This is a genomic window from Williamsia sp. Y844, from assembly GCF_056786475.1.
Genome location: NZ_JBXCJB010000003.1, coordinates 338839 through 364568 on the forward strand (window position 1 = coordinate 338839; position 25730 = coordinate 364568).

Below are 25730 nucleotides of genomic sequence, written 5' to 3' on the forward strand. Positions count from 1 at the left end.
TGTTTCCAATGGAGAGCGTGCTAAATCTATGTTGAGTGTGCTGGGGCGGGCATCGGTGTCCAAGATCACCCTGCCGCTGGGGAAAGTGCTGATCAAGACCGGTCTGACCCCTGATGCGATGACGATCATCGGCACCGTCGCGACGATCGCGGCGGCGGTGACGCTGTTCCCGATGGGCTACCTGTTCGTCGGGACACTGGCGATCTGGCTCTTCGTCATGTTCGACATGCTCGACGGTGCGATGGCCCGGGCCCGCGGTGGTGGCACCAAGTTCGGTGCCGTGCTCGACTCCACCTGCGACCGGCTCGCCGACGGTGCCATCTTCGCCGGACTCGCCTGGTGGGCCCTGGTGGAGGAACCGAGCAAGCCCCTGTTCATCGCGACGATGATCTGCCTGGTCACCTCGCAGGTGATCTCCTACGCCAAGGCGCGTGCGGAGGCCAGCGGTCTCAACGGCGATGGCGGGCTGATCGAACGTCCGGACCGCCTGGTCATCGTGTTGGCCGGCACCGGCCTGACCGGCCTCGGATTGCCGTGGGCCATCCACATCGCGATGTGGGCACTGGCCGCGGGCAGCGTGATCACGGTCTTCCAGCGGATGTGGTCGGTGTACAAGTCGCCCGGCGCCACCGATCTGCTCCCGATCGCAGCCCCGTCGCCGACACCGGACCCCGGCGGGCCGACGGAGTGACCGGGGCCGCAGAACGGCTCGCGGACCTCGGTTACGCGGCCGGCTGGTCTCTGGTCCGGCATCTCCCGGAAGGTGTCGCCCGCAGTGTCTTCGACGGCGTCGGCACGGTGGTGGGCGGTCGTAAAGGCGGTCCCGATCAGTTGCGCAAGAACCTGGCCCGGGTCCTGCATTGCGAACCCGAACAGGTCCCCGACGACGTGATGAAGGCCGCAATGCGGTCGTATGCGCGCTATTGGCGGGAGTCGTTCCGGCTTCCGTCCATGGATCTGGCCGCCGCGGCCTCGCGGGTACATATGCCCGACATCGACCGTGGCCGCATTCAGACAGCCCTCGACAAGGGCAACGGCGTGATCCTGGCCTTGCCCCACTCCGGCAACTGGGACATGGCCGGTGTCTGGCTTGTCGACTTGCTGGGGGAGTTCTCCACCGTCGCCGAGCGGCTGAAGCCCGAATCGCTGTTCGAGCGGTTCGTCCGGTATCGGGAGAGCCTGGGCTTCGAGATCTTCCCGCTCAGCGGTGGAGAGGCACCGCCCTTTCAACAGCTCGCGGCGCGCCTGCGGTCCGGAGGTGTGGTCTGCTTGCTCGGTGAGCGAGATCTCGCCAAACGCGGCGTCCCGGTGACGTTCTTCGGGGAACAGACCCGCATGCCGGCCGGGCCTGCCAAGTTGGCGATCGACACCGGTGCCGCGCTGATCGCGGTCCACCACTGGTTCACCGGACCCGACACCTCAGAGCTCTCCTGCAGCGAGGTGATCGACACCGCGGGCGGGGTCGAGGCGACCACGCAGGCGATGGCGACGGTGTTCGAGGCCAATATCGCTGCCCATCCCGAAGATTGGCACATGCTGCAACCGCTGTGGGAGGCTGACTGGTCGCACAACCGGCGTCGCATGATCGAGGAGGGGAGAAGCCAGTGAAGATCGGCATGATCTGCCCGTACTCGTTCGACATCCCAGGCGGCGTCCAGGCCCACGTGATGGAACTCGCGCAGGTGTTCATCAACCGTGGACACACCGTCAGTGTGCTCGCGCCCGCCGGCCGGGGCACCGTATTGCCCTCCTATGTGGTGTCGGTCGGTGAGGCAGTTGCGATTCCGTACAACGGCTCGGTGGCCCGCCTGAACTTCAGTCCGAAAGCGTATGGGCGCCTGCGGAACTGGTTGCGGGAAGAAAAGTTCGACGTACTGCACGTCCACGAACCCAATTCGCCGAGTATCTCGATGCTCTCCTTGATGGTGGCGCAGGGCCCGATCGTCACCACATTCCATGCCGCGACCACGAAGTCGTTGTGGCTCAGTCTCTTTCAGGGTATTTTGCGTCCCTATCACGAACGGATCGCCGGCAAGATCGCCGTGTCCGAACTGGCCCGCCGGTGGCAGATGGAATCCCTCGGTTCCGACGCGGTGGAGATCCCGAACGGTGTCCATGTGCGGTCCTTTTCCGACGCGGAGCCGTTCGAAGGCTATCCGCGACGGGGCAAGACGATCCTGTTCCTGGGTCGCTACGACGAACCCCGCAAGGGGATGGACGTGCTGATCGGCGCGCTGCCCGCGGTGGTCGCCCGGTATCCCGACGTCCGCGTCCTGGTGGTCGGGGGCGGTCACGAACGCACGCTGCGCGGTAAGGCCGGGGAGTTCGCCGATCGTCTGGTGTTACTCGGACAGGTCGACGACGAGACCAAGGCCCGGGCCCTGCGGTCGGCCGATGTGTACTGCGCGCCGAACCTGGGCGGCGAGAGTTTCGGCATCGTGCTCGTCGAGGCGATGGCCGCAGGCGCTGCGGTGGTGGCGAGCAAGCTCGACGCCTTCCGCCGGGTACTCGACGACGGACGCTCCGGAGTCCTGGTGGAGGTCGGTGATTCGGAGGAGCTCGCCTTCGGGATCATCGCGGCCCTCGGTGACGACGCGAGTCGCTCCGCCATGGTGGAGCGCGCAGAGCAGCGCGCGGCGCGATACGACTGGTCGCATGTCGCTGACCAGATCCTGCGGGTTTATGACGCGGTCACAATCGGGGCCGGCAAGGTGGTAGTCGAAGAATGACGATTTCAGCTCTGACAATTCTGATTCTGGGAATTGTCGCGGTGGTGGTGCTGGCCGGGCTCGGCTGGTCCTACAAGACGGCCAACCGGCTCGATCGCCTGCACGTGCGGGTCGATCTGTCCTGGCAGGCACTTGATGCGGCGCTGGCCCGCCGGGCCGTGGTTGCCCGGTCGATCGGGGCAGGCCTCGGTGGTGACGGCAAAGCGCTGATCGCGGCCGCCGACCGGGCCGAAGGTGCATCGCCCGGCGAACGCGAAGACGCCGAGAACGTGGTGTCTGCTGCGCTGGCCCAGGTCGACAGTGGCTCGCTGCGTTCACAACTGGTCACCGAGCTCGCGGACGCCGAGACCAGGGTGATGATCGCCAGGCGGTTCTACAACGACGCCGTCCGCGATACCTTGGCGCTGCGACATCGGCGCCCGGTGCGGTGGCTTCACCTCGGTGGTACCGCGCCACTCCCGACCTACTTCGAGATCGTCGAACGCGCAGCGGCCTGATCGACCCCCCTGTCGACGGACTGGACGCTGACCTCTCGCCGAGGCGTGTATGCACGCCAAAAGCCCAGAGCATAGACTGAAAGTCCAGGACTTTACTGACTGTGTATCCACTAGTTGTGTAGGAGTAATTGACGTGAGCAGTGCTTCAGACCTTGGTTCTTCGGTGACTCCGGACGCTTCCGGCACCGGCACTGCGCGGGTCAAGCGCGGTATGGCCGAGATGCTCAAAGGCGGCGTGATCATGGATGTGGTCAACGCGGAGCAGGCCAAGATCGCCGAGGACGCCGGTGCGGTTGCCGTGATGGCTCTCGAGCGGGTTCCCGCCGACATCCGCGCTCAGGGCGGCGTGTCCCGGATGAGCGATCCGGACATGATCGATGCGATCATCTCCACGGTGTCGATCCCGGTGATGGCCAAGGCCCGTATCGGACATTTTGTCGAGGCGCAGATCCTGCAGAGCCTCGGTGTCGATTACATCGACGAGTCCGAGGTCCTGACCCCGGCCGACTACGCCAACCACATCGACAAGTGGCAGTTCACCGTCCCGTTCGTCTGTGGTGCCACCAATCTCGGTGAGGCGCTTCGCCGTATCACCGAGGGTGCCGGGATGATCCGGTCCAAGGGTGAGGCCGGAACCGGTGACGTCTCCAACGCCACCACCCACATGCGCAAGATGCGTGACCAGATCCGGTGGCTGACCTCGCTGCCCAAGGACGAGTTGTTCGTCGCGGCCAAGGAGCTGCAAGCGCCGTACGACCTGGTTGTCGAGATCGCCGAGGCCGGTAAGTTGCCGGTCACGCTGTTCACCGCCGGTGGTATCGCCACCCCGGCCGACGCCGCGATGATGATGCACCTCGGCGCCGAGGGCGTGTTCGTCGGGTCGGGCATCTTCAAGTCCGGCAACCCGGCGCAGCGTGCCGCCGCCATCGTGCAGGCCACCACCTTCTTCGACGATCCCGATGTGCTGGCCAAGGTCTCCCGCGGACTCGGCGAAGCGATGGTCGGTATCAACGTCGACGAGATCCCGGAGCCGCACCGCCTCGCAGAGCGCGGCTGGTGACCACGTCCGCTGACTGATCGAGCGCTGCCAGGGCTGCGTCTGCGATCGTCCGGGTATTGCTCACACCTCAGGAGCCACCGGGCCCGCACGTGCGGGCCCGGTGGCCTCTTTGGTTTCTGCCGACACGCATATCCAATTCACTGCGCCCGGCGGGTCGATTGTGGATGATCAGACCGGGCAAGGTTGCTGCGCTGGGCGAAAGAAGCTTTGACGTGGCAGATTGATACGTGTTGGCGCGTTCGACCAAAAGACCTGAAGGCGGAGCTCGATGAGCATGGAGACAACCGGGGCGGTTCGGGATGTAACCCGCAGCGGTACAGGTGAGTTCGGCCAGGTCTCGATCTCCTGGGCGGTTGTGAGCGACGTCGGCCTGATGCGCGAGACCAATGAGGACGCGGTACTGGTGGCCCCCGGGATGGTCCTTGTCGCCGACGGCATGGGCGGACACGACCGTGGCGAGCTGGCCAGTGAGGCGGCGCTGACCGCGTTGTCGGCCACCGCCATCAGCGGGATCAACCGCACCCGCGATTCCGTCATCGAACTCCTCACCGAGGCGCAACGGCAGATCGAGCGGATCGACACCGAGTCCAACCGCCATGCGGGCACAACGGTCACCGGTGCGCTGCTGGCCGACAACGACGGTGTGCCGCACTGGCTGGTGCTGAACATCGGCGATTCGCGGACGTACCGGTTCTCCGCAGGCAAGCTCGAACAGGTCACCGTCGACCACTCTCAGGTGCAAGAACTTGTCGACGCCGGATATCTGACCGCCGAACAGGCCCGAGTTGACCCGCGGCGCAATGTGATCACGCGGGCGTTGGGTGCCGGCATGGAACAAGAGGCCGACTTCTTCACGTTCCCGGTCGCGATCGGTGATCGCATCCTGGTGTGCTCGGACGGTCTGACCGGAGAGCTCGCCGACAGCGTGATCGCGCAGATCCTCGCCGACAACCCCGATCCGACACTGGCCGCGACCACGATGGTCGCGGCCGCACTCGAATCGGGCGGCCGCGACAACGTGACCGTGGCGATTGCCGATGTCACCGCGGTTCCGGAACTTGTCGAACCCCCCATTCGGTGAGCGTTCCGATGAGTGCGCCGCCGGAGTCGTTCGTCGACTATTGCGGCGAGCGGCACCCGCTGGATCCGGACGAACCCTTCCACATCGGCCGTGACGCCGACCTGGACGTCGACGACAACCCGTATCTGCATCGCAAGTTCCTGATGATCCATTTCGAACAGGGTCTCTGGTGGCTGTCCAATGTCGGCTCGCATCTGTCGGCGGGTGTTGTCGCCGGTGAGGCGGGATTCCAGGCGACCCTGGCACCTGGCGCCAGGGTGCCGTTGACATCCGGGGTGACCGCCGTCGTGTTCACCGCCGGACCCACCACGTATGAACTCGACATCCATTCGGGCACAACCCCTCTGGTGACCCTGGAACCGCCTGGCGAACCGACGGGCAGTGGTGAGACGACCATCGGTGTCGTATCCCTGACGGAGAGCCAGAAGCTGCTCATCGTCGTACTCGCCGAAGAGGTGTTGCGCCGCAACGGCACCGGAGCGAGTTCGATCCCGTCATCCGCGCGGGCCGCGCACCGGCTCGGCTGGTCGCTCACCAAGTTCAATCGCAAACTCGACAACGTCTGCGACAAATTCGATCAGATCGGTGTCTCCGGAATGCGGGGCGGATCGGGTCGGCTCGCCAGCAATCGCCGCGTCAAACTCGTCGAGTACGCCGTCGCCTCCCGGGTGGTGACCCGCGCCGACCTCCCGATGATCGAGGCCGAGGCCCGGCGCAGTGGTGTGACGGGCAGCTGAACGCCCGCAAGTGTGCCCGATGGGGCACGCGCTCTGGGTGGTCGTCGTGAAAAGGTGGTCTTACCTGCATCGATGAGGTGGGTAGTTCTCCCCATCGACACTTCGCTCGCAGCGGTTTTAGTGTTGTGACATTCCACAGCCGCGCCGCAGCGCAGTGAGTTGGCCCAACACCTAGTAGGAGACCGTGATGACCGTATTGCACAACACTTTTCACGCGCCGACCCGTCCCCGCGTCGGCTACCGGCCGGCGACCCCGGCCCGGCTGACCCGTGAAGAGGCGTTGGCCCGGCTGGCGCAGCGCACGATGCCTCTTCCGGGCCGGCAGCCGACCACCTGCACCACACCGGGTGCTCCGATGTCACCGGCCCGACCGGCGGCGGGCCAGGTCGATTCGGTCGCCACCCGGGCGTACCCGAAGCCCAAGTTGTCGCAACGTGAAATCGAGGTGCTCCGGGCGTGGCTGAACCTTGACTCGAAATCGGCTGTCGCCGAATCGCTCTTCATCTCGCTCGGCACGGTCAACACGCACCTCGCGCGAATCCGCGTGAAGTACAACGAGGTCGGGCGCGGAGCATCGACCAAGGCGGCTCTGGTGGCGCGGGCCATCCAGGACGGGATCGTCTCCATCGACGATCTGTGAAGTAGTCGCCCGCGGGAGCGGGTGGTCGGTCTCTGACGACACGTGGGCAATAATCGTGGTCAGAAAGGGGTCAACCACATGGCGATGATCGAAGAGATCCTCCAGCTCGAGGAGATCGAGAAGGACATCTACCGGGGGCGCGTCCACGAGAGCTTTCTCGTACGCACCTTCGGCGGGCAGGTCGCGGGTCAGGCGCTCGTGTCGGCCACCCGGAGTGTCGAGTCCCGTTTCCAGGTGCACTCCCTACATGGCTACTTTCTCCGCGGGGGCAATCCGCTCGAGCCGACGGTGTACCTCGTCGACCGGATCCGCGACGGCCGGTCGTTCTGCACCCGACGGGTCACCGCGATCCAGGACGGTCTGGCGATCTTCACGATGTCGGCCTCGTTCCATGTCGATGACCAGGGTTACGAACACCAGGACACGATGCCGCGGGTCAAGCGGCCCGAAGAACTCGTCGACCTGCTGACGGTCGACGATCCGGAATTGAAGGCGCCTTACCGCGAATGGCAGAACTTCGACGTCCGGATCGTTCCGCGTGAGGATCTGATCGGCAGCCGGGATCTCGCGGCGCAGCAGCAGGTGTGGTTCCGCTACCGCACGCCGTTGCCCGATGACCAGGTCTTCCACGTCTGCACACTCGCGTACATGAGCGACATGACGTTGCTGGGTTCGGCGAAGGTCCCGCATCCGGACGAAGACGCGCAGTTCGCCTCACTCGACCACGCCATGTGGTTCCTGCGCCCGTTCCGCGCCGACGAGTGGCTGCTCTACGACCAGACGTCACCGTCGGCCAGTGGTGGTCGCTCGTTGACCCAGGGCCGGATCTATGACCATCGGGGCGTGATGGTGGCCGCGGTGACGCAGGAGGGCCTCACCAGGACCGGACGTCCGGTACCGGCCGACCAGCATGCGAAGCGGCCGAGTTGAGCGGCGCACCCCGGATCGGTGTCCTCGCACTGCAAGGTGATGTGCGTGAACATCACGACGCGCTGACCAAGGCGGGGGCCGAGAGCTGCTCGATCCGCCGGCCCGGTGAGCTCGACCAGATCGACGGGATCGTCATCCCCGGTGGCGAATCGACGACGATGAGCAAGCTGCTGGTGATCCTCGACCTGCTCGAACCGCTGCGCAAGGCGCTCGCCGGGGGGCTGCCCGCCTACGGTTCCTGTGCCGGGATGATCATGCTCGCCAGCAACATCCTCGATACGCGTCCCGATGCCCAGCACCTCGACGCCCTTGACATCACCGTGCGCCGCAACGCATTCGGACGTCAGGTCGCCTCGTTCGAGACCGACCTCGAACTCGTCGGCATCCCCGGCGGTCCGATGCGGGCGGTCTTCATCCGCGCGCCGTGGGTGGAGTCGACGGGGGAGGGCGTGCAGGTGCTCGGAACAGTCCCCGACGGTCCGGCCGCCGGTCGGGTGGTGGCGGTACGTCAGGGCAATGTCCTGGCGACCTCATTTCATCCCGAGGTGACTGGCGATCTACGGGTCCATGAGTATTTTGCCGAGATGGTCAGAAATACCTGCTGATACTGCGAGTAGGATCGATCCGCACCTCCACGCCAGAACACCAGAGTTGTACGAAAGGGGCTTGCGCCAATGAGCGGCCACTCCAAATGGGCCACCACCAAGCACAAGAAGGCGGTGGTCGATGCCAAGCGCAGCAAGAACTTTGCCAAGCTGGTCAAGAACATTGAGGTTGCCGCGCGCATGGGTGGCAGCGATCCGGTTGGTAATCCCACGTTGTACGACGCCATTCAGAAGGCAAAGAAGTCGTCGGTGCCCAACGACAACATCGAACGCGCCCGTAAACGTGGTGGCGGCGAAGAGGCCGGCGGCTCCGATTGGCAGAACATCACCTACGAGGGTTACGGCCCCAATGGCGTGGCAATTCTGATCGAGTGCCTCACCGACAACCGAAACCGCGCTGCCACCGAGGTGCGTACCGCGATGAGTCGCAACGGCGGCAACATGGCCGATCCGGGCTCGGTGGCGTATCTGTTCACCCGTAAGGGTGTGGTGACACTCGAGAAGGCCGGCCAAACCGAGGACGACATATTGATGGCGGTCCTCGAGGCAGGTGCCGAAGATGTGGTCGACCTCGGCGAGAGTTTCGAGATAGTCAGTGAGCCAACGGATCTTGTTGCCGTCCGAACTGCGCTGCAGGATGCCGGAATCGATTACGAATCAGCTGATGCCAGCTTCCGTGCATCGGTGGCGGTACCGGTCGACGCCGACGGCGCCCGGAAAGTCTTTCGCCTGATCGATGCACTGGAGGACTCCGACGATGTGCAAGACGTCTACTCCAACGTAGACATCAGCGACGACGTACTCGCCGAACTCGAACAGGACGACTGACCCGGCGTGTTGCTGCCTCGGCTTGTTCGACGCGGCCGCTAGGATATCGAACAGTTGTTCGTTTCTGGGCGGTCGTTGGCGAAGGTGGAGATGCATGCGTGTGATGGGTGTGGACCCAGGGTTGACCCGGTGCGGGATCGCGCTGGTGCAATCCGGCTCCGGTCGCGCTGTGACGGCACTTGACGTCGACGTGATCCGCACGCCCCCGGACATGCCGTTGGAGAACCGGTTGCTCGCCATCCACACGGCCGCCGAGCACTGGCTCGATGTCCACAGCCCGGACGTGGTGGCGATCGAGCGGGTCTTCGCGCAGCATCAGGTCAGCACCGCCATGGGTACCGCTCAGGCCGGGGGAGTGATCGCGCTGGCCGCGGCCAAACGGGGTGTCCCGGTGCGATTTCACACGCCGAGTGAGGTGAAGGCCGCTGTCACCGGCAGCGGTCGTGCCGACAAGGCACAGGTGACCGCGATGGTCACCCGCATCCTTGGCATGCAGCAGGCTCCCAAACCGGCCGATGCCGCCGACGCCCTGGCGTTGGCGATCTGTCATTGCTGGCGTGGGCCGATCGCCGAGCGCATGGAGGCGGCCCAGGCAAAGGCATTGGCCCAACAGAAGGCGTATCGCGAGCGAGTCGCCCAGGCGAAGAAGGCGGCGGCGCGATGATCGCATCGGTTCGTGGTCCGGTGGTCGACGTGGCGCTCGACCATGTGGTCATCGATTGCGGCGGCGTCGGATATCAGGTCCTGGTGACCCCGAGTACCGCCGGATCGGTACGCCGTGGCGTCGAGGCCATCTTGTTGACGACGATGATCGTCCGCGAGGACTCGATGACGTTGTACGGCTTCACCGAACCCGACGCCCGATCGCTGTTCACGCTGTTGCAGACAGTGACCGGGGTCGGCCCGCGGTTGGCGATGGCCACCCTTGCGGTCCTCGAGCCGGACGCATTGCGTCAGGCACTCGCCGGTGGCGACACCAAGGCGTTGATCACCGTGCCGGGCATCGGCAAACGGGTCGCCGAGCGTCTCGTCGTCGAACTGCGCGACAAGGTCGAGCGGCCACATGCCGCCTCCGCGGGTGATTCCTCGATGTCGAGTTTCACGATTCGCGATCAGGTGACCGAGGCCCTCGTCGGGCTCGGATTCGCCGCCCCACAGGCAGAGAAGGCCGTCATCGCGGTCCTCGCCGACCGGCCCGATGCCGATTCGGCAACCGTGCTGCGAGCCGCGCTGGCGTCACTGGGTAAGACCAAGTGATGGGTGAGTCGACATGATCGGCGCCGGCGACGACAACTTCGGGGATGACAACTTCGGGAACGACAACTTCGGAAACGACGATTTCGGTGATGGCGACGGTTTCGAGGCCGGATCTGATGACTCGTCCAGTCGTACCGTCAACGCCGGTCGGATCACGGCCGACGGTGATCTCGACAACAGCCTGCGGCCACGGAGCCTTGGCGATTTCATCGGACAGCCACGGGTCTGCGAACAGCTCGAACTCGTGCTGCAAGCCGCCCGCGGACGTGGCGGGACACCTGATCACATCCTGCTCTCGGGTCCACCCGGACTCGGTAAGACCTCGCTCGCGATGATCATCGCGAGCGAGATGGGTGCGGCGCTGCGGGTCACGTCGGGTCCGGCGCTCGAACGGGCAGGCGATCTTGCCGCGATGCTCTCCAACCTCGTCGAGGGTGATGTGCTGTTCATCGACGAGATCCATCGGATCGCCCGGCCTGCCGAGGAGATGCTGTACCTGGCGATGGAAGACTTCCGCGTCGACGTGATCGTCGGCAAGGGACCCGGTGCCACGTCGATCCCGCTCGACGTCGCGCCGTTCACGTTGGTCGGCGCGACCACGCGGTCGGGAGCCCTCACCGGACCACTGCGTGACCGATTCGGTTTCACCGCGCACATGGAGTTCTACGACACCGGTGAACTCGAGCGGGTTCTGAACCGGGCGGCGGGGATTCTCGGGATCACCATGCACACCGACGCCGGTGCCGAGATCGCCTCCCGGTCCCGGGGCACGCCCCGGATCGCCAACCGGCTGCTGCGGCGCGTCCGTGACTACGCGGAGGTGCGGGCCGATGGTGTGGTCGACCTGGCCGTTGCACGCGCGGCACTGGCCGTGTACGACGTTGACGAACTCGGATTCGATCGCCTCGACCGCGCTGTGCTCGCGGCCCTGATCAGGGGTTTTGGCGGCGGGCCGGTGGGTGTTTCGACGCTTGCGGTGGCGGTCGGAGAAGAACCCGCCACCGTCGAAGAAGTGTGTGAACCGTTCCTGGTGCGTGCCGGGATGATCGCCAGGACTCCTCGCGGCCGGGTTGCGACCGCCGCCGCGTGGCATCACCTCGGGCTGAACCCGCCTGCGGGAGCGCTCAGCGCGGGCTTCGGCGTGCGCGCCCGGGACGATGGCCCCGAGGTGGGTTCGCTCATCGATCCCTCCGGCGAGAACGAGATCTGACAAGCAGCCGTTCGACGCCGAATCTGGCGCAGCGCGGCGAAGATGGCACACTGGTCAGTGATTGCGAGCACTTCTCGCGACCACGAATTACAACCAAGGACTGAACACACCTCATGGAATTGCTATTTCCCCTACTGCTGGTCTTCCTGGTCGGCATGATGTTCCTGTCTGTCCGCCGCCAGAAGAAGGCAGTGGCAGCAGCCAAAACCATGCAGGAATCCCTGCAGGTCGGCGTCCGCGTCCAGACCACGTCCGGTGTCTACGGCACCGTGACCGGACTGGCCGAAGGCACCGTCGATCTCGAGATCACCGACGGTTGCGTCTCTCGTTGGAACCGCCTCGCCATTCGCGAGGTCGTTCAATCCGATGACCTCGCCGACAGCTACCCGGGTGTCGGATTGATCGGCAACAACGATGCCGAGATCGAATACAACGGCATCCACGATGACGACGTAGACCTGGGCAGCTCCGACGGCGGCGACAAAAATGTCAGCCTGGAGAAGCCGCACGAAGACCAAGACAAAGCGTAATTACGAAGCCCGTACCGGGGCGCCTCCATGGAGGTGCCGCGACACAACTGTGGTCGCGGCACGTACCGTGGCGGGCGCCCCTGCGGTGTGCATGGGGTATCTAGGACAACCGAGGAGACGTAGGCAGCGTGGCATCGTCGTCGAACCGTGAGGCACCGCCTCTACGGTCTTTGATCGTCTTTTTCTTATTGATGATCGTGGTGTACGGGTTGGTGTTCTTCACCGGCAACCAAGATCCGACACCCAAACTGGGTATCGACCTACAAGGTGGTACCCGGGTCACACTGACCGCGCGTACTCCCGATGGCGCCGCGCCGAGCAATGATCAGCTCGACAAGGCAAAGCAGATCATCGAGCAGCGCGTCAACGGGCTCGGTGTCTCGGGGTCCGAGGTGGTCATCACCGGTGACAACCTGGTCATCACGGTGCCCGGCGACGACGGTCAGCAGGCGCGCACCCTCGGGCAGACCGCCCTGCTGTACGTACGGCCCGTCGCCACCGTTCAGGCGGCGACACCTCAGCCGGCGGCAACCACCCCCGAGAACCAGACGCCGGAAGAGGCGATCGCCGAGGCGAAGAGGTTGCGGCAGGCTCCCGCCGATGCCGACACCACCGCCCTGACCGAATACATGTCGCAGATGAACTGTGATCCTTCGATTCCGGATCCGTTGCAGGGCAACGACGATCCCGATCAGTACCTGGTGACCTGTTCCGAGGACGGGACGCAGGTCTATCTGCTGGAACCGCAGATCCTCAAGGGCAGTGACATCGACAAGGCCGAGGCAGGTACCACCCAGGGGGCCGGTGCATGGATCGTGCGCCTGGACTACAAGGGTGGCGCCAGCGATCGCTGGGCGAGCTACACGGCCCAGAACATCGGCAAGGCAACCGCATTCACGCTCGACTCCAAGGTCGTCAGCGCTCCCCAGATCAACGGTGCCATCAGTGGCACCACCGAGGTCAGTGGTGACTTCACCCAGACCGAGGCGAAAGACCTCGCCAACGTCCTCAAATACGGATCGTTGCCGTTGTCGTTCGAGGCCTCCGATGCGGAGACGGTGTCGGCAACACTCGGCTGGTCCTCGCTCAAGGCAGGTCTGATCGCGGGTCTGGTCGGGCTCATCGCCGTCTTCATCTACGCATTGCTGTACTACCGCATGCTCGGAATCCTGACGGTCGTCTCGCTCGTGATGTCCGGGATCATGGTCTACGGGATCATGGTCCTGCTCGGCAGGTACATCGGCTTCTCGCTCGACCTCGCTGGTATTGCCGGTCTGGTCATCGGTATCGGTATGACCGCCGACTCGTTTGTCGTCTACTTCGAACGAATAAAGGACGAGATGCGCGAGGGCCGAAGTTTCCGGTCCGCCGTGCCTCGCGGCTGGGCGCGCGCCAAGCGGACCATCTGGTCCGGCAACGCGGTCAGCTTGATCTCGGCTGCGGTGCTGTACTTCCTGGCGATCGGTGACGTCCGCGGATTCGCCTTCACACTCGGCCTCACGACCATCCTCGACGTCGCGGTCGTCTTCATGGTGACGTACCCGCTGGTGGTCTACGCATCACGTTCGAAGTTCCTGTCCAAGCCCAACGTCAACGGACTGGGCGCTGTCACCGATGTGGCGCGCGAGCGGCGCAACGCGGCAGCGGCGGATCGTCCGACCTCGACCTCAGGAGGAGTGCGCAATGGCTGAGGTCGATCGCCTGGCACCCACGAGTGACGCGAACTTTGTCGCGGCCACCAATCGTTCGTTGTTTTCACGTCTCTACACCGGTACCGGTGCCTTCGAAATCGTCGGCCGGCGCAAGATGTGGTACCTCATCACACTGGCGTTGGTGGTCATCTCACTGGCCAGTATCGGTATCAGAGGTTTCACCCTCGGGATCGACTTCGAGGGCGGCACCCAGATCTCGCTCCCGATGTCGAGTGAGGTGAGCACCGGAGACGTCGAGGACGTATACACCCAGGCCATGGGCAGTGCCCCCGAATCGGTGCAGACCGCCGGTGCCGGTTCGAGCAAGACGGTGCAGATCCGCACCGAGACCTTGAATGCGCAAGAAGTGGTCAAGGTCAACTCGGCGCTGGCAGAAGCATTCGGCCTGGCGCCGAACGACGTGAGCTCGTCCGAGGTCAGCTCCACCTGGGGTGGTGAGATCACCAAGAAGGCGATCATCGCCCTGATTGTCTTCCTGGTCATCGTGACGGTGTACATCGCCATCCGATTCGACCGAGAGATGGCACTGGCGGCGATGGCCGCCCTTATCTTCGACATCATCACCACCGCTGGTATCTATTCGCTGGTCGGATTCGAGGTGACCCCGGCGACCGTCATCGGCTTCCTTGCGATTCTGGGTTTCTCGCTCTACGACACGGTCGTGGTCTTCGACAAGGTCGAGGAGAACGTCCGAGGCGTCATGCACACGTCGCGCCGCACGTACGCGGAGCAGGCGAACCTTGCGGTGAACCAGACACTGATGCGGTCCATCAACACCACGGTGATCTCGGTGTTGCCGGTGCTGGCGCTGATGATCATCGCGGTCTGGCTGCTCGGGGTCGGAACACTGAAGGATCTGGCCCTGGTCCAGATGGTCGGTGTGATCACCGGAACGTACTCGTCGCTCTTCTTCGCCACACCGTTGCTGGTCACGCTCAAGGAGCGTCGTAAAGACATCGGGGCGCACACCCGCAAGGTCCTTGGTCGCCGCGCGGAGCGTGAAGAGCGCGCGAGCGTCTCCGACGCTGCCGGGTCCGAGGCCGCTGGATCTGCAACTGCAGGGTCCAAGACCACGCTGACCAAGACCGCGCCGGTCACCAAGCGTGCGTCCCGTCCCGGAAGCACTCCGGAACCCGGGGTGCGTCCGTCGGGTAAGCGCAGGCGCAAGCACTAACCTCACGGTTGATGAGAATCCGCGGGCACCTGGCGACGGCAATCGCCGGGATGTGTGTACTCGGGTCGGTCAGCGCCTGCTCCGATCCGCCTGCGGAGGCCGTGAACTACGTCATCGATGGCGCGGTGACGACCTACAACCCGAGTTCGCTGGGTGGGTCCACCGAGGGTGCGCTGATGGCGCTGTCGCGAGTCCTACCAGGTTTCAGCTACCTGGGGCCGGACGGCGGCGCCCTTGCGGACACCGACATCGGCACCTCCGTCGTCACCGACAGCGACGGCGGGGGGCTGGTCGTCCGCTACCAGATCAACCCCAAGGCCGTGTACAGCGACGGGGTGCCGCTGACGTGTGACGCGTTGACGTTGGCCTGGGCGGCGCACAGCGGTGCGGTCGGCGGTTTCGACGTGGCCAGCACCGCCGGGTACCGCGACATCGAGGACATCGATTGCCGACCCGGCGCGCGGACCGCGATGGTCACGTTCAAACACGGTCGCGCATACAAGGATTGGAAGGCGCTCTTCGGCGCAGGCACGCTTCTGCCGCCGCAGGTGATCACCCAGCAGATGGGCATACCGTCCGTCGTCGACGTCATCACCGGGTCCGACCCGCAGGCCAGAGCCGAACTCGCGCGGGTATGGAACACGGCGTGGACGTTGGTGCCCGGCGAGGGCGCGGCCGATCGATATCCGGCGCTGGGACCACTACGTGTCGAGGAGTACACCCGCGACGGCGGGCTGGTCCTGGTGGCGAACACCCGCTGGTGGGGGGATCCGCCCGCCATGCCACGGCTGACCGTCTGGCCACGGCAGACCGAGATGACGGAGAAGATCGCCGCCGGTGATGCCGGTTCCATCGATGTTCTCGACATCGCGGCCGGGACCTACGGAGTCGACCCGGCGCCACGCGAACAGCGCGAGGCCGTACCGATTCCATCGGGCGGACGGGCGCCCGTCTCGTCACTGGGTGTCGAACGTCTCGTCTTCTCCGGTGGTGGCGTGTTCGCTGATCCCGCCGTCCGCCGGGCATTTGCCGCCTGCGTCCCACGAGACAGCATGGCCCGCGAGTTCGGCCGCGGAACATCGGTGGTGAACAACCACATACTCGGTCCGGACGATCTGTTGTCCGACGCGGTGAACGCACAGTTCGGCAGCCAGTACCTACAGGCCGATCCCGAACGGGCCCGAGCGCAATTGGCTGCCGCCCGCGCCGGGATGCCACCGCTGGTCGTCCGGGTCGGCTATGTCGCGCCGGACAGTCGCCGGGCGCAGATGGTCGCCGCGATCGCCGCGAGCTGTGGTCGTGCCGATGTGACCGTCACCGATACCGCGGGTCCGGACATCGGTCCGGGAAGCCTCGGCCGCGACGTCGATGTGCTGATCACAGCCTCGGGCAACGGTTTTGCGGCCACCGGGGCCGCCGACCCGACCCGGGACAGCTACGCGTTCGTGCGCGGTGAACCGATCAACGTCGGGGGTTACGACAACAGTCGGGTGTCCGCTCTGATCGGTCAGCTCGCGGTGACGGTTCCGTCTGCCGGAAGGCTTCCGCTGCTACGGGAGATCGAGACATTGCTGTGGCGCGACATGCCGGTTCTGCCGCTGTTTGCGGAGGCGCGTACTCGGCTCGCGGGGGACAATGTGAACAATGTGGTGATGGGGATGTCCAGACCGGGCTCGGGCTGGAACATCGACCGTTGGCTGTTGACCGACAATTGAACGAACAAGATTGAGGAAATACCAGATGGACAGCAAGACCCCGATCGGCCACGACGCTCTCGCGGCGATCGAGCGACTCACCCGCAGGGTGGCCGACTTCCCCTCTCCGGGAATCCAGTTCAAGGACCTGTCACCGGTCCTGGCTGATCCGGAGGGGTTGCGTGCGGTGATCGCCGGGCTGGCCGCTGGTGGCGCCGATGGCGTCGACCTGGTTGCGGGAATCGATGCCCGCGGTTTCTTGTTGGGATCAGGTGTAGCACTTCACCTCGGTACCGGTGTGCTGGCGATGCGCAAGGCAGGCAAACTGCCGCCGCCCGTGCTCACCGAGAGTTATTCACTCGAATACGGTTCCGCGAGCCTGGAGATCCCGGCCGATGGGCTGGATCTGACCGGACGCCGCGTGCTCGTGATCGACGATGTCCTGGCCACCGGTGGAACGGTCATCGCAGCGGTGAAATTGCTGCGGCAGGCCGGTGCGATCCCGGTGTCGATCGCCGTGGTGATGGAACTCGAAGGACTGGGCGGCCGCGAAGCCGTCAGCGCGGCCTGCGCCGGTGTCGAACTCTCGGCGCTGGCTCCGGGCTGAGGCGACTGGGTTCTGGCCGAGACGACTAGGCTTGATTCGACAAACGGAGGTGACAGATGGCTGACGAGGCTCCCAGGGCTGCATCGGTGACCACCGGTGAGAAAGAGTCCGAAGCGAAGACCGGCGGTGCAGCGGTATCGACGTCTGCCTCTCGGCGGGTGCGTGCCCGCCTGGCCCGGCGGATGACTGCGACGAAGAGTTCCATCAGGCCCGTTCTGGAGCCTCTGGTCGCTCTCCATCGCGATGTTCACCCCAAAGCCGACGTTCATGTGCTGCAGCGGGCCTACGACACCGCAGAGGCGCGCCACAGCGGCCAGTTCCGTAAGTCCGGCGACCCGTACATCACCCACCCGCTGGCGGTGGCGACGATTCTCGCCGACCTCGGGATGGACACCACCACCTTGGTGGCGGCGTTGCTGCACGACACCGTCGAGGACACCGGGTATTCGCTCGAGGAGCTTTCCGACGACTTCGGGCAAGAGGTGGCGCATCTCGTCGATGGTGTGACCAAACTCGACAAGGTCACACTGGGCAATGCCGCGGAGGCAGAGACCATCCGCAAGATGATCATCGCGATGGCCCGCGACCCGCGGGTGCTGGTGATCAAGGTGGCCGACCGGCTGCACAACATGCGGACGATGCGCTTCCTGCCGCCCGAGAAACAGGCCCGCAAAGCGCGCGAGACCCTGGAGGTCATCGCCCCGCTGGCACATCGCCTGGGTATGGCAACGGTCAAGTGGGAGCTCGAGGACCTGGCCTTTGCGATCCTGCACCCGAAGCGATACGAAGAGATCGTCCGTCTCGTCGCCGACCGGGCGCCGTCACGCGATACCTACCTGGCGCGCGTGCGGGCCGACATCATCAAGTCGCTCGAGGGTTCGCGCATCACGGCAACGGTCGAGGGCCGGCCCAAGCACTACTGGTCGATCTATCAGAAGATGATCGTCAAGGGGCGCGAGTTCGACGACATCCACGACCTGGTCGGCATGCGCATTCTCTGTGACGACCTCCGTGACTGTTACGCCGCTGTGGGCGTTGTGCATTCGCTCTGGCAGCCGATGGCGGGCCGTTTCAAGGACTACATCGCCCAGCCCCGGTATGGCGTTTACCAGTCGCTGCACACCACGGTGATCGGTCCCGAGGGCAAGCCGCTGGAAGTCCAGATCCGGACCCGTGACATGCACCGGACCGCAGAGTTCGGCATCGCGGCGCACTGGCGGTACAAGGAGACGCGAGGCAAGAACGGCACCAAGCCTGGATCAGAAGCCGCCGAGATCGACGACATGGCCTGGATGCGCCAGCTGCTCGATTGGCAAAGGGAGGCGGCCGATCCCGGCGAGTTCCTCGAATCGCTGCGGTACGACCTCGCGGTCAAGGAGATCTTCGTCTTCACCCCCAAGGGTGATGTGATCACCCTGCCGATGGGGTCGACGCCGGTCGACTTCGCGTATGCGGTGCACACCGAGGTCGGTCACCGCTGCATCGGCGCACGGGTCAACGGACGGCTTGTCGCGCTCGAACGCAAGCTCGAAAACGGTGAAGTGGTCGAGGTTTTCACCTCCAAGGCCGCAACGGCCGGTCCGTCGCGGGACTGGCAGAGTTTTGTGGTCAGCCCGCGGGCCACGGCCAAGATCCGGCAGTGGTTTGCCAAGGAGCGGCGCGAAGAGGCACTCGAGTCCGGCAAGGACGCGATCGTCAAAGAGGTTCGCCGCGGCGGGCTTCCGATCCAGCGCCTGCTCAACAGTGACTCGATGAGTGCGATCGCAAGCGAATTGCGCTTCGCCGACGTCTCGGCGCTGTATGCGGCCGTCGGTGAGGGTCATGTGTCGGCACGACATGTGGTCAGCCGCCTGGTTGCCCAGCTCGGTGGACTCGAAGACGCGCAGGAGGCGCTGGCCGAGCGGTCGACGCCCTCGACCATGCCGTCGCCGGTCCGTCAGACCGGTGATGCCGGTGTGGTGGTTCCCGGCGCCGATGGTGTTCTGGCCAAGTTGGCCAAATGCTGCACCCCGGTACCGGGCGACGAGATCATGGGCTTCGTCACGCGTGGTGGCGGTGTCAGCGTGCACCGCACCGATTGCACCAACGCGGGGTCGCTGCGCGAGCAGGCCGAGCGGATCATCGAAGTCAAATGGGCACCGTCACCGTCGTCGGTCTTCCTGGTCGCGATCCAGGTCGAGGCGCTCGACCGGTCGCGGCTGCTGTCGGATGTGACGCGGGTCCTCGCGGACGAACGGGTGAACATCCTGTCCGCCTCGGTGACCACCAGTCGCGATCGGGTGGCCATCAGCAAGTTCACGTTCGAGATGGGCGATCCCAAGCATCTCGGACATGTTCTGAATGTCGTACGGAATGTCGAAGGCGTCTACGACGTCTACCGGGTGACCTCGGCCGCTTAGATCTCGGCTGTATAGATCTCGGCGTTGCCCAGATCCTGCAGTGCTCAGATCCTGCAGTCCGGAATCAACCGAACAAAAAACCCGGCCGCTCCCAAACGGGGCGGCCGGGTCTTTTTGTTGCTCAGTTCGTGACGGTGGATCAGCTCTTGACGGTCGCGGTGAGGATCTCGACCGGCAGCACGGGCTTGCCGTCGGCGGAAGGTGCACCGTCGGCGCCGGGTTCGACTCCGGCGGCCAGGACCTTGTCGAGGACCTGGAGTCCGGCGGGATCGACTGTGCCGATGACCGAGTAGCTCGGTGCCAGCGTGCTGTCTTCGATGACCATGAAGAACTGGCTGGCGCCGGTGTTCTCCTGACCACTGTTCGCGACGGCGATCGTGCCGCGCGGGTAGACGACGGACTGACCGGTCGTGTCGCCTTCTGCAGGCGCAAGGGTCGTGGGCGCCTCGTCGGGGCTCTGCCAACCGGGGCCGCCTGCGCCGGTGGCCGTCGGATCGCCGCACTGCAACACCTTGATGCCTTCGGTGGTGAGGCGGTGGCACGTGGTGTCGTTGTAGTAGCCCGCCTTGATCATCGTCTCGAAGGCGCCGACGTTGCAGGGCGCGTCCTTACGATCGAGCGTCATGGGCAGCTCACCCTGGTTGGTGGTGAACAACGCGTCGACGATGCCGTTCTTGAGTTGCTTGTCACCGGGGATCGGGGTGGTGCGCTTGTTTGCCATCCCCGCGGTGAGCTCGTCCTTGTACTTCAGGTACTCCGCCTGCTGCTCGGCCGGGACCTGTTCGATCGGCGGTAGCGATGCCAGCGGGTCGGCGTCGTTCGGGGTGTATGCGCAGGCGGTCCAGCGTGCCTTCTCGTTGTCGTCGGACACCTTTTTGACGGCGAAGGCGGTCACGCTCGCGGCAACGATGACAACCACCGCCACCGAACTGCCGATGATGATCAGCTTCCGCTTGCGTGCGGCCTGCTGCTGCCGCTCCAACCGCGTCTCCAGCTTGCGTTTGGCCGCTAGCCGGCGTTGCTCGTTGTTGCTGCTCGACACTGCAGAGAACCTCCGTCAAGTCGTACGTCTGACCGCGCCCCGGGTGCGGGACACCGATGCGAGTCTGCCAGCACTTGCTGAGAGCACGTTATATGGGCGCTGCCCCGGCGCGCCGGACAAGGTGTGGACCGGGAGACGAAGCGCAGCGGAGCTCGACCAGAACCGGAGACGAAGCGCAGCGGAGCTCGACCAGAACCGGAGACGAAGCGCAGCGGAGCTCGACCAGAACGGATGGCCGTGGCACATGAGGTTCGGCGGTGCTGGGATGATGGTCGAACACGTCCTTACGACCCAGGAGAACAGACCATGCTGATCACGGGTTTCCCCGCCGGTATGTTCGCCACCAATTGCTACGTGGTGGCGAGCGGGCCCGGCAGCGATGCGATCATCATCGACCCAGGTCAGGACGCGGCCGCAGGCGTCCGCGAGATACTTTCCGAGCATCAGCTGAACCCGGTGGCGGTGCTGTTGACCCATGGTCACCTCGATCACACCTGGAATGCCGCCGAGCTCTGCGACGAGTTCGCGATTCCGGCCTACATCCATCCCGCCGACCGGCCGATGCTGGCCGATCCGGGTGTCGGGATAGGTCGGGCGATGTCCCAGATCATCGGCGACACGGTGTTCCGTGAGCCGGAGAAAGTCATCGAACTGACCGACCGCGAAACGGTCGACGTCGGCGGAATTTCCTTCAGCGTCGACCTCGCGCCCGGTCACACGCAGGGTTCGGTGCTGTTCGGTATCGACGTCGTCACGCCGGAGGGCACTGTGCCGGTGTGCTTTTCCGGTGATGTGTTGTTTGCCGGTTCGATCGGGCGGACCGATCTGCCCGGCGGTAGTCATCAGCAGCTCCTCGATTCGATCGCCGACCGTCTGCTGCCGCTTGACGACAACACCGTGGTCCTGCCGGGCCACGGCGAGCAGACCAACATCGGCCGCGAACGCGCCACCAATCCATTTCTCGCCGACCTGACCGCCTCGGGATCGGCCGATCAACCCAAGAAGGGACGTCACGGGCTGTGAATGCCGGATTTCAGGCTCCACGAGGTGTACCGGACTATGTGCCACCGCAGTCGGCGCAGTTCGTGGCGGTACGCGACACCCTGACGCGTGCAGCGCGACTGGCCGGGTACTCACACATCGAGCTCCCGATCTTCGAGGACACCGCGCTGTTCGCCCGCGGTGTCGGAGAGTCGACCGACGTCGTCTCCAAGGAGATGTACACGTTCGCCGACCGCGGCGACCGCTCGGTGACATTGCGCCCCGAGGGCACGGCCGGTGTGATGCGTGCGGTGATCCAGCACGGCCTCGATCGCGGCCAACTGCCGGTCAAACTGTCGTATGCCGGACCGTTCTTCCGCTACGAGAAGCCGCAGACCGGTCGTTACCGCCAGTTGCAGCAGGTGGGTGTCGAGGCGATCGGCATCGATGATCCGGCACTGGACGCCGAGGTCATCGCCATCGCCGATGAGGGTTTCCGCCGTCTGGGTCTGACCGGTTTCCGCCTCGAGATCACCTCGCTCGGCGACGACACCTGTCGGCCGCAGTACCGGGAAGCCCTGCAGCAGTTCCTCTTCGGGCTCGACCTGGACGAAGAGACCCGCCGTCGCGCCGAGATCAACCCGCTGCGCGTCCTCGACGACAAGCGTCCGCACATTCGTGAGGCCACGGCGTCGGCGCCGCTGATGATCGACTATCTGTCGGACTCGGCGCGCGAGCACTACGACGCGGTGATCGGTCACCTCGACCGACTCGGGGTTCCGTACGAGAAGAACCCGCGACTGGTGCGCGGCCTCGACTACTACACCAAGACCACCTTCGAGTTCGTGCACGACGGACTCGGTGCGCAGTCCGGCATCGGTGGCGGTGGCCGCTATGACGGTCTGATGAAGCAGCTCGGTGGCAAGCAGGAGCTCTCGGGCATCGGCTACGGCTTGGGTGTCGACCGCACCGTGCTCGCGCTGGAGGCCGAAGGTATTGCCGCCGTCAGCGATGCGCGCTGCGAGGTGTTCGGCGTCCCGATGGGTGAAGCCGCCAAAGACGAGCTGGTCGCGATCACCGGTCGACTTCGGGCCGCGGGCATCCGCGCCGACATCGCCTACGGGGGTCGCGGTCTCAAGGGTTCGATGAAGGCCGCCGACCGCTCGGGCGCACGTTTCGCGTTGGTGCTCGGCGAGAACGAACTCGCCGACGGTCAGGTCGAACTCAAGGATCTGTCCAACGGTGAGCAACAGCGCGTCGCGCTCGATGACGTGGTGGCGCACATCAATTCGGCGTTGGCTGCAGGGTAGGGGCCATGGGGGTGCGGCGTCGGTGGGCGGCGATGGTGGTGGGGGTTCTGATGGCGACCAGCGTCGCCGCCTGCACCTTCACCGTCGACGGTGATCCGTCGCCCGCCCCGCATACGGGCCGGACGTGGGGGAGTTCGGCCCATACGCCGGAGTTCCCCACAGCCGAGAACCCGCCCGGCTAACCGGCGACTCGTTTGTAGGTGGTGGTCAGCTCAGTTCTGCCCGCAGCACATCGAGACTGACACCGCCCAGCGCCAGGGCCTTGCGGTGGAAGTCCTTGAGGGATGCCGTCGGGTTGGTTCGGATGTAGTTGTCGCGGGCCTGTTGCCAGACCCGTTGTCCCAGTGCGTATGACGGGGCCTGTCCAGGCCAGCCGAGGTAGCGGTTGAGCTCGAACCGCAGCACTGTCTTGTCCATCGCGACCGCGGAGCTCAGGAATTGCCAGGCCTTGTCGGCATCCCAGGTGCCGCCGCCCACTGAGGCGGGTGCAGTCAGGCCGCAGTGCACGCCGATGTCGACGACCACGCGGGCCGCGCGCAGTCGCTGCGAGTCGAGCATGCCCATCCGGTCGCCCGGATCGTCGAGCCAGCCCAGTTCGCCCATCAGCCGCTCGGCGTACAGCGCCCACCCCTCGCCGTGGCCGGAGGTGAACGACGCCAGCTTGCGCCAGCGGTTCAGCTCCGGGCTCACCATCGCCGACCCCAGTTGCAGGTGATGGCCCGGGACACCTTCGTGGAAGACCGTGGTGGTTTCCTGCCACGTATGGAAGAGTTGCTGCTCCGGCGGCACCGACCACCACATGCGTCCCGGACGGCTCAGGTCCTCGCTGGGCATCGTGTAGTAGATGATCCCGGTCGCCGACGGAGCCAGCCGGCATTCGAGTGCGGTCAGCTGCGGCGGGATGTCGAAGTGCAGCCTGCCTACCTCTTCGGTCGCGCGGTCGGACAGATCCTGCATCCAGGCGACAAACGCGTCGCGGTCGGTCATCTGGTAGCGGGGATCGTTGTTCAGTGCTTCCAGCGCACCGGCCACTCCGGCGCCGGGTGCGATCTCTTGGGCCAACGTCTCTTGTTCGGCCACAATCGATTCGAGGAGATCCAGCCCCCAGGCGTAGGCATCGTCGACGTCGATGTCCGCGCCGACGAACTCGGCCGAGTGGAGCCGGTAGCGGTCGCGGCCGACGGCATCGGTGTCGATGGTCCGGGGCAGGACCTCGTCGCGCAGGACCGCTGCGAGTTCGGTCATCGCAGCACCCACCTGGCCGCGCAGATCGTCGAGCAGATCGACCTGGTCGGTGGTTTCGATGGCGGTGGCGTTGCTGAAGATCGACCCGGTTGCGGCGTCGGCCTGCGTGGCGCACAGACTCACCTGCCGGCTCACCAACGGGGGACCGGTCTGCACGCGATGGCGCATCCCGGTGATGATCGATTCGACGCAGGCGGGCACCTGCGACAACCTCGCGAGGAACAGGTCCTGCTCGGCTGCGGTCGTCGTCGACATCAGATCGAAGACATCGCGAACACCCTGTAGCGGGGATTCGATGACGTTGACCTCGCCGATCCGCAGGCCTGCATCGTCGACTGCGAGTGCACGGCGCAACTGGTCGGACATCGTGGCAACGGTGACGCGGTCGACGTCGTCGGTGATGTTCGCGGACGCCAGCGAACTCAGCGCGGCGCGGCGTTCGGAGACCCGATCTGCCTCACCCTCCGGAGAGAAGTCCGGCAGTTGATCGTCGAAGCCGGCCACTCCGAGGTGGGTCGCCTCGATGGGGTTGAGTGCACAGGAGCGTTCGAGGTGGTTGTCGGCGATCTGGTCGATCGCGCTGGACCGGCTCACAGGCTTGCCGCATCGAAAGTGTTGCAGGAGTTCGGGTCACCCGCGCTGTAGCCCACGTTGAACCAGCGGACCCGCTGGTCTGATGAGCCGTGGGTCCAGCCTTCCGGGTTGGAGGCATCGCCTTGGATCGCGTCGTCGCCGATCGCCTTGGCGGTCTTGATGACGTCGTTGATCTGTTGCTGGGTCAGCGGTTCGAGCATCGCATCGGCGCCTTTGTCGGCGTGATATGCCCATACCCCGGCCAGGCAGTCGGCCTGCAATTCGATTCGTACCGAACCCGAGTTCGGTCCTGCCGCACCCATCCGTTGACCTTCCTGCAGGGCACCGGTCAGGTATTCGACGTGGTGGCCGTACTCGTGGGCGACGACGTATTCCTGGGCCAGCGGCCCGTCTCCGCCGCCGAGCTGGTCGCTCAGGACATCGAAGAACGACGGGTCGAAGTACGCGGTCTGGTCGCCGGGGCAATAGAACGGGCCCACATCCGAGGTCGCCGGTCCGCAGGCGGTGTCGACGCTGCCCTCGAAGATGACCGTCTTCGGTGGTTCGTAGCCGGGCATGAGTTCCGACCACACCGCATCGAGGCTGTTGGTGGTGGCCACGATCCGGCATACCGTGTCGGTGTTCGCCTTTTCGATGGTGCAGCTCTTGATCTCCTCGTTGATGGCGGACTGGTCCTGGGATGAGTACGTCGAGGTCGATCCGTCACTGCCCAGGCCCAGAATGCCCGGATCGAATCCGAACAGGGCTGCTGCGATCACGATGATCAGGCCGGCGCCGCCGCCGATGGCGAACTTGCCGCGGCCTCCGCCACCGCCCGAAACGTTGCCGGTATCCAAGGGGCCATTGCCTCGAAAAGTCATGCGGTCAG

At 65.1% G+C, this 25730-nt stretch carries 25 protein-coding genes and 1 pseudogene; 23 read left to right on the plus strand and 3 right to left on the minus strand.

Going from position 1 to position 25730, the window contains the following annotated elements:
- The first annotated feature begins 28 nt into the window (after positions 1-28).
- The 20 genes and pseudogenes from pgsA (at position 29) to AC1TQG_RS18520 (ending at position 19690) form a co-directional block, all read left to right on the plus strand.
- Positions 29-691: a phosphatidylinositol phosphate synthase gene (gene pgsA / locus AC1TQG_RS18425; RefSeq protein WP_482139288.1), complete on the plus strand. Its 663-nt coding sequence runs from the start codon at positions 29-31 to the stop codon at positions 689-691.
- The gene (locus AC1TQG_RS18430; protein WP_482139289.1) at positions 688-1608 is read left to right on the plus strand and encodes a phosphatidylinositol mannoside acyltransferase; all 921 of its coding nucleotides are present in this window, start codon (positions 688-690) and stop codon (positions 1606-1608) included. The genes pgsA and AC1TQG_RS18430 overlap by 4 nt, the downstream gene beginning before the upstream one ends.
- Positions 1605-2729, plus strand: coding sequence for a glycosyltransferase family 4 protein (locus tag AC1TQG_RS18435; protein WP_482139290.1), 1125 nt, complete (start codon positions 1605-1607; stop codon positions 2727-2729). The genes AC1TQG_RS18430 and AC1TQG_RS18435 overlap by 4 nt, the downstream gene beginning before the upstream one ends.
- Positions 2726-3220 (plus strand): annotated as a pseudogene (locus AC1TQG_RS18440) (LemA family protein); the annotation flags it as partial. The gene AC1TQG_RS18435 and the pseudogene AC1TQG_RS18440, both read left to right, overlap by 4 nt.
- A gap of 139 nt (positions 3221-3359) precedes the next feature.
- On the plus strand, positions 3360-4286 hold the full coding sequence (gene pdxS, locus AC1TQG_RS18445; protein WP_482139291.1) for a pyridoxal 5'-phosphate synthase lyase subunit PdxS: 927 nt from the start codon (positions 3360-3362) through the stop codon (positions 4284-4286).
- Between the two features lie 274 nt (positions 4287-4560).
- Entirely contained in the window at positions 4561-5367 is an 807-nt protein-coding gene (locus tag AC1TQG_RS18450) for a PP2C family protein-serine/threonine phosphatase (RefSeq protein WP_482139898.1), read from the plus strand.
- A gap of 8 nt (positions 5368-5375) precedes the next feature.
- On the plus strand, positions 5376-6104 hold the full coding sequence (locus AC1TQG_RS18455) for an FHA domain-containing protein (RefSeq protein ID WP_482139292.1): 729 nt from the start codon (positions 5376-5378) through the stop codon (positions 6102-6104).
- A 187-nt stretch (positions 6105-6291) separates the two neighbouring features.
- Positions 6292-6744, plus strand: a complete 453-nt coding sequence (locus AC1TQG_RS18460) for a response regulator transcription factor (RefSeq protein WP_482139293.1) — start codon at positions 6292-6294, stop codon at positions 6742-6744.
- Between the two features lie 78 nt (positions 6745-6822).
- A complete protein-coding gene (locus AC1TQG_RS18465) occupies positions 6823-7674 on the plus strand; it encodes an acyl-CoA thioesterase (RefSeq protein ID WP_482139294.1) in 852 nt (283 codons plus the stop codon).
- The gene (gene pdxT / locus AC1TQG_RS18470) at positions 7671-8279 is read left to right on the plus strand and encodes a pyridoxal 5'-phosphate synthase glutaminase subunit PdxT (RefSeq protein ID WP_482139295.1); all 609 of its coding nucleotides are present in this window, start codon (positions 7671-7673) and stop codon (positions 8277-8279) included. Before AC1TQG_RS18465 ends, pdxT begins: the two co-directional genes overlap by 4 nt.
- Before the next feature lie 69 nt (positions 8280-8348).
- Positions 8349-9107, plus strand: coding sequence for a YebC/PmpR family DNA-binding transcriptional regulator (locus tag AC1TQG_RS18475; RefSeq protein WP_482139296.1), 759 nt, complete (start codon positions 8349-8351; stop codon positions 9105-9107).
- Positions 9108-9201: 94 nt separating this feature from the next.
- Positions 9202-9771 (plus strand): crossover junction endodeoxyribonuclease RuvC, encoded by a 570-nt coding sequence (ruvC, locus tag AC1TQG_RS18480; RefSeq protein WP_482139297.1) that lies wholly within the window; start codon positions 9202-9204, stop codon positions 9769-9771.
- A complete protein-coding gene (ruvA, locus tag AC1TQG_RS18485) occupies positions 9768-10364 on the plus strand; it encodes a Holliday junction branch migration protein RuvA (RefSeq protein ID WP_482139298.1) in 597 nt (198 codons plus the stop codon). Before ruvC ends, ruvA begins: the two co-directional genes overlap by 4 nt.
- A gap of 13 nt (positions 10365-10377) precedes the next feature.
- The gene (ruvB, locus tag AC1TQG_RS18490; RefSeq protein ID WP_482139299.1) at positions 10378-11574 is read left to right on the plus strand and encodes a Holliday junction branch migration DNA helicase RuvB; all 1197 of its coding nucleotides are present in this window, start codon (positions 10378-10380) and stop codon (positions 11572-11574) included.
- Between the two features lie 113 nt (positions 11575-11687).
- On the plus strand, positions 11688-12104 hold the full coding sequence (gene yajC / locus AC1TQG_RS18495) for a preprotein translocase subunit YajC (RefSeq protein ID WP_482139300.1): 417 nt from the start codon (positions 11688-11690) through the stop codon (positions 12102-12104).
- A 128-nt stretch (positions 12105-12232) separates the two neighbouring features.
- On the plus strand, positions 12233-13795 hold the full coding sequence (gene secD, locus AC1TQG_RS18500; RefSeq protein ID WP_482139301.1) for a protein translocase subunit SecD: 1563 nt from the start codon (positions 12233-12235) through the stop codon (positions 13793-13795).
- Positions 13788-14990: a protein translocase subunit SecF gene (gene secF, locus AC1TQG_RS18505; protein WP_482139302.1), complete on the plus strand. Its 1203-nt coding sequence runs from the start codon at positions 13788-13790 to the stop codon at positions 14988-14990. The genes secD and secF overlap by 8 nt, the downstream gene beginning before the upstream one ends.
- 11 nt (positions 14991-15001) lie before the next feature.
- The gene (locus AC1TQG_RS18510; protein WP_482139303.1) at positions 15002-16705 is read left to right on the plus strand and encodes an ABC transporter substrate-binding protein; all 1704 of its coding nucleotides are present in this window, start codon (positions 15002-15004) and stop codon (positions 16703-16705) included.
- A gap of 25 nt (positions 16706-16730) precedes the next feature.
- Complete coding sequence (locus tag AC1TQG_RS18515; protein WP_482139304.1) at positions 16731-17291, plus strand: adenine phosphoribosyltransferase; 561 nt, start codon at positions 16731-16733, stop codon at positions 17289-17291.
- A 56-nt stretch (positions 17292-17347) separates the two neighbouring features.
- Positions 17348-19690, plus strand: coding sequence for a RelA/SpoT family protein (locus tag AC1TQG_RS18520; RefSeq protein WP_482139305.1), 2343 nt, complete (start codon positions 17348-17350; stop codon positions 19688-19690).
- Positions 19691-19829: 139 nt separating this feature from the next.
- Here the strand turns inward: AC1TQG_RS18520 and AC1TQG_RS18525 are convergent, their stop codons facing one another.
- Complete coding sequence (locus AC1TQG_RS18525; protein WP_482139306.1) at positions 19830-20732, minus strand: peptidylprolyl isomerase; 903 nt, start codon at positions 20730-20732, stop codon at positions 19830-19832.
- A gap of 306 nt (positions 20733-21038) precedes the next feature.
- Here AC1TQG_RS18525 and AC1TQG_RS18530 point away from each other — a divergent pair, with 306 nt between their 5' ends.
- From AC1TQG_RS18530 to AC1TQG_RS18540, 3 genes are read left to right on the plus strand one after another with little or no spacing between them, the layout of a single operon-like run.
- Positions 21039-21755 carry an MBL fold metallo-hydrolase gene (locus tag AC1TQG_RS18530; RefSeq protein ID WP_482139307.1) on the plus strand — a complete coding sequence of 239 codons (717 nt, stop codon included), beginning with the start codon at positions 21039-21041 and terminating at the stop codon, positions 21753-21755.
- A complete protein-coding gene (gene hisS / locus AC1TQG_RS18535; RefSeq protein WP_482139308.1) occupies positions 21752-23023 on the plus strand; it encodes a histidine--tRNA ligase in 1272 nt (423 codons plus the stop codon). Before AC1TQG_RS18530 ends, hisS begins: the two co-directional genes overlap by 4 nt.
- Before the next feature lie 5 nt (positions 23024-23028).
- A complete protein-coding gene (locus tag AC1TQG_RS18540; protein ID WP_482139309.1) occupies positions 23029-23205 on the plus strand; it encodes a hypothetical protein in 177 nt (58 codons plus the stop codon).
- Positions 23206-23230: 25 nt separating this feature from the next.
- On the opposite strand, the gene AC1TQG_RS18545 is transcribed toward AC1TQG_RS18540, so the two are convergent.
- Together AC1TQG_RS18545 and ypfJ are read right to left on the minus strand one after the other, a co-directional pair.
- Positions 23231-24862 carry a DUF885 domain-containing protein gene (locus AC1TQG_RS18545; RefSeq protein WP_482139310.1) on the minus strand — a complete coding sequence of 544 codons (1632 nt, stop codon included), beginning with the start codon at positions 24860-24862 and terminating at the stop codon, positions 23231-23233.
- Positions 24859-25722, minus strand: coding sequence for a KPN_02809 family neutral zinc metallopeptidase (gene ypfJ / locus AC1TQG_RS18550; RefSeq protein WP_482139311.1), 864 nt, complete (start codon positions 25720-25722; stop codon positions 24859-24861). Before ypfJ ends, AC1TQG_RS18545 begins: the two co-directional genes overlap by 4 nt.
- Between the last annotated feature and the right edge of the window lie 8 nt (positions 25723-25730).

Bases quoted from the DNA above. Each gene is read 5' to 3' on its own strand.
- pgsA (WP_482139288.1), top strand. From the start codon at position 29: ATGTTGAGTGTGCTGGGGCGGGCATCGGTGTCCAAGATCACCCTGCCG.
- AC1TQG_RS18450 (WP_482139898.1), top strand. From the start codon at position 4,561: ATGGAGACAACCGGGGCGGTTCGGGATGTAACCCGCAGCGGTACAGGT.
- AC1TQG_RS18455 (WP_482139292.1), top strand. From the start codon at position 5,376: ATGAGTGCGCCGCCGGAGTCGTTCGTCGACTATTGCGGCGAGCGGCAC.
- AC1TQG_RS18460 (WP_482139293.1), top strand. From the start codon at position 6,292: ATGACCGTATTGCACAACACTTTTCACGCGCCGACCCGTCCCCGCGTC.
- AC1TQG_RS18465 (WP_482139294.1), top strand. From the start codon at position 6,823: ATGGCGATGATCGAAGAGATCCTCCAGCTCGAGGAGATCGAGAAGGAC.
- AC1TQG_RS18475 (WP_482139296.1), top strand. From the start codon at position 8,349: ATGAGCGGCCACTCCAAATGGGCCACCACCAAGCACAAGAAGGCGGTG.
- ruvC (WP_482139297.1), top strand. From the start codon at position 9,202: ATGCGTGTGATGGGTGTGGACCCAGGGTTGACCCGGTGCGGGATCGCG.
- ruvA (WP_482139298.1), top strand. From the start codon at position 9,768: ATGATCGCATCGGTTCGTGGTCCGGTGGTCGACGTGGCGCTCGACCAT.
- ruvB (WP_482139299.1), top strand. From the start codon at position 10,378: ATGATCGGCGCCGGCGACGACAACTTCGGGGATGACAACTTCGGGAAC.
- yajC (WP_482139300.1), top strand. From the start codon at position 11,688: ATGGAATTGCTATTTCCCCTACTGCTGGTCTTCCTGGTCGGCATGATG.
- secF (WP_482139302.1), top strand. From the start codon at position 13,788: ATGGCTGAGGTCGATCGCCTGGCACCCACGAGTGACGCGAACTTTGTC.
- AC1TQG_RS18510 (WP_482139303.1), top strand. From the start codon at position 15,002: ATGAGAATCCGCGGGCACCTGGCGACGGCAATCGCCGGGATGTGTGTA.
- AC1TQG_RS18515 (WP_482139304.1), top strand. From the start codon at position 16,731: ATGGACAGCAAGACCCCGATCGGCCACGACGCTCTCGCGGCGATCGAG.
- AC1TQG_RS18520 (WP_482139305.1), top strand. From the start codon at position 17,348: ATGGCTGACGAGGCTCCCAGGGCTGCATCGGTGACCACCGGTGAGAAA.
- AC1TQG_RS18530 (WP_482139307.1), top strand. From the start codon at position 21,039: ATGCTGATCACGGGTTTCCCCGCCGGTATGTTCGCCACCAATTGCTAC.
- AC1TQG_RS18540 (WP_482139309.1), top strand. From the start codon at position 23,029: ATGGGGGTGCGGCGTCGGTGGGCGGCGATGGTGGTGGGGGTTCTGATG.
- ypfJ (WP_482139311.1), bottom strand. From the start codon at position 25,722: ATGACTTTTCGAGGCAATGGCCCCTTGGATACCGGCAACGTTTCGGGC.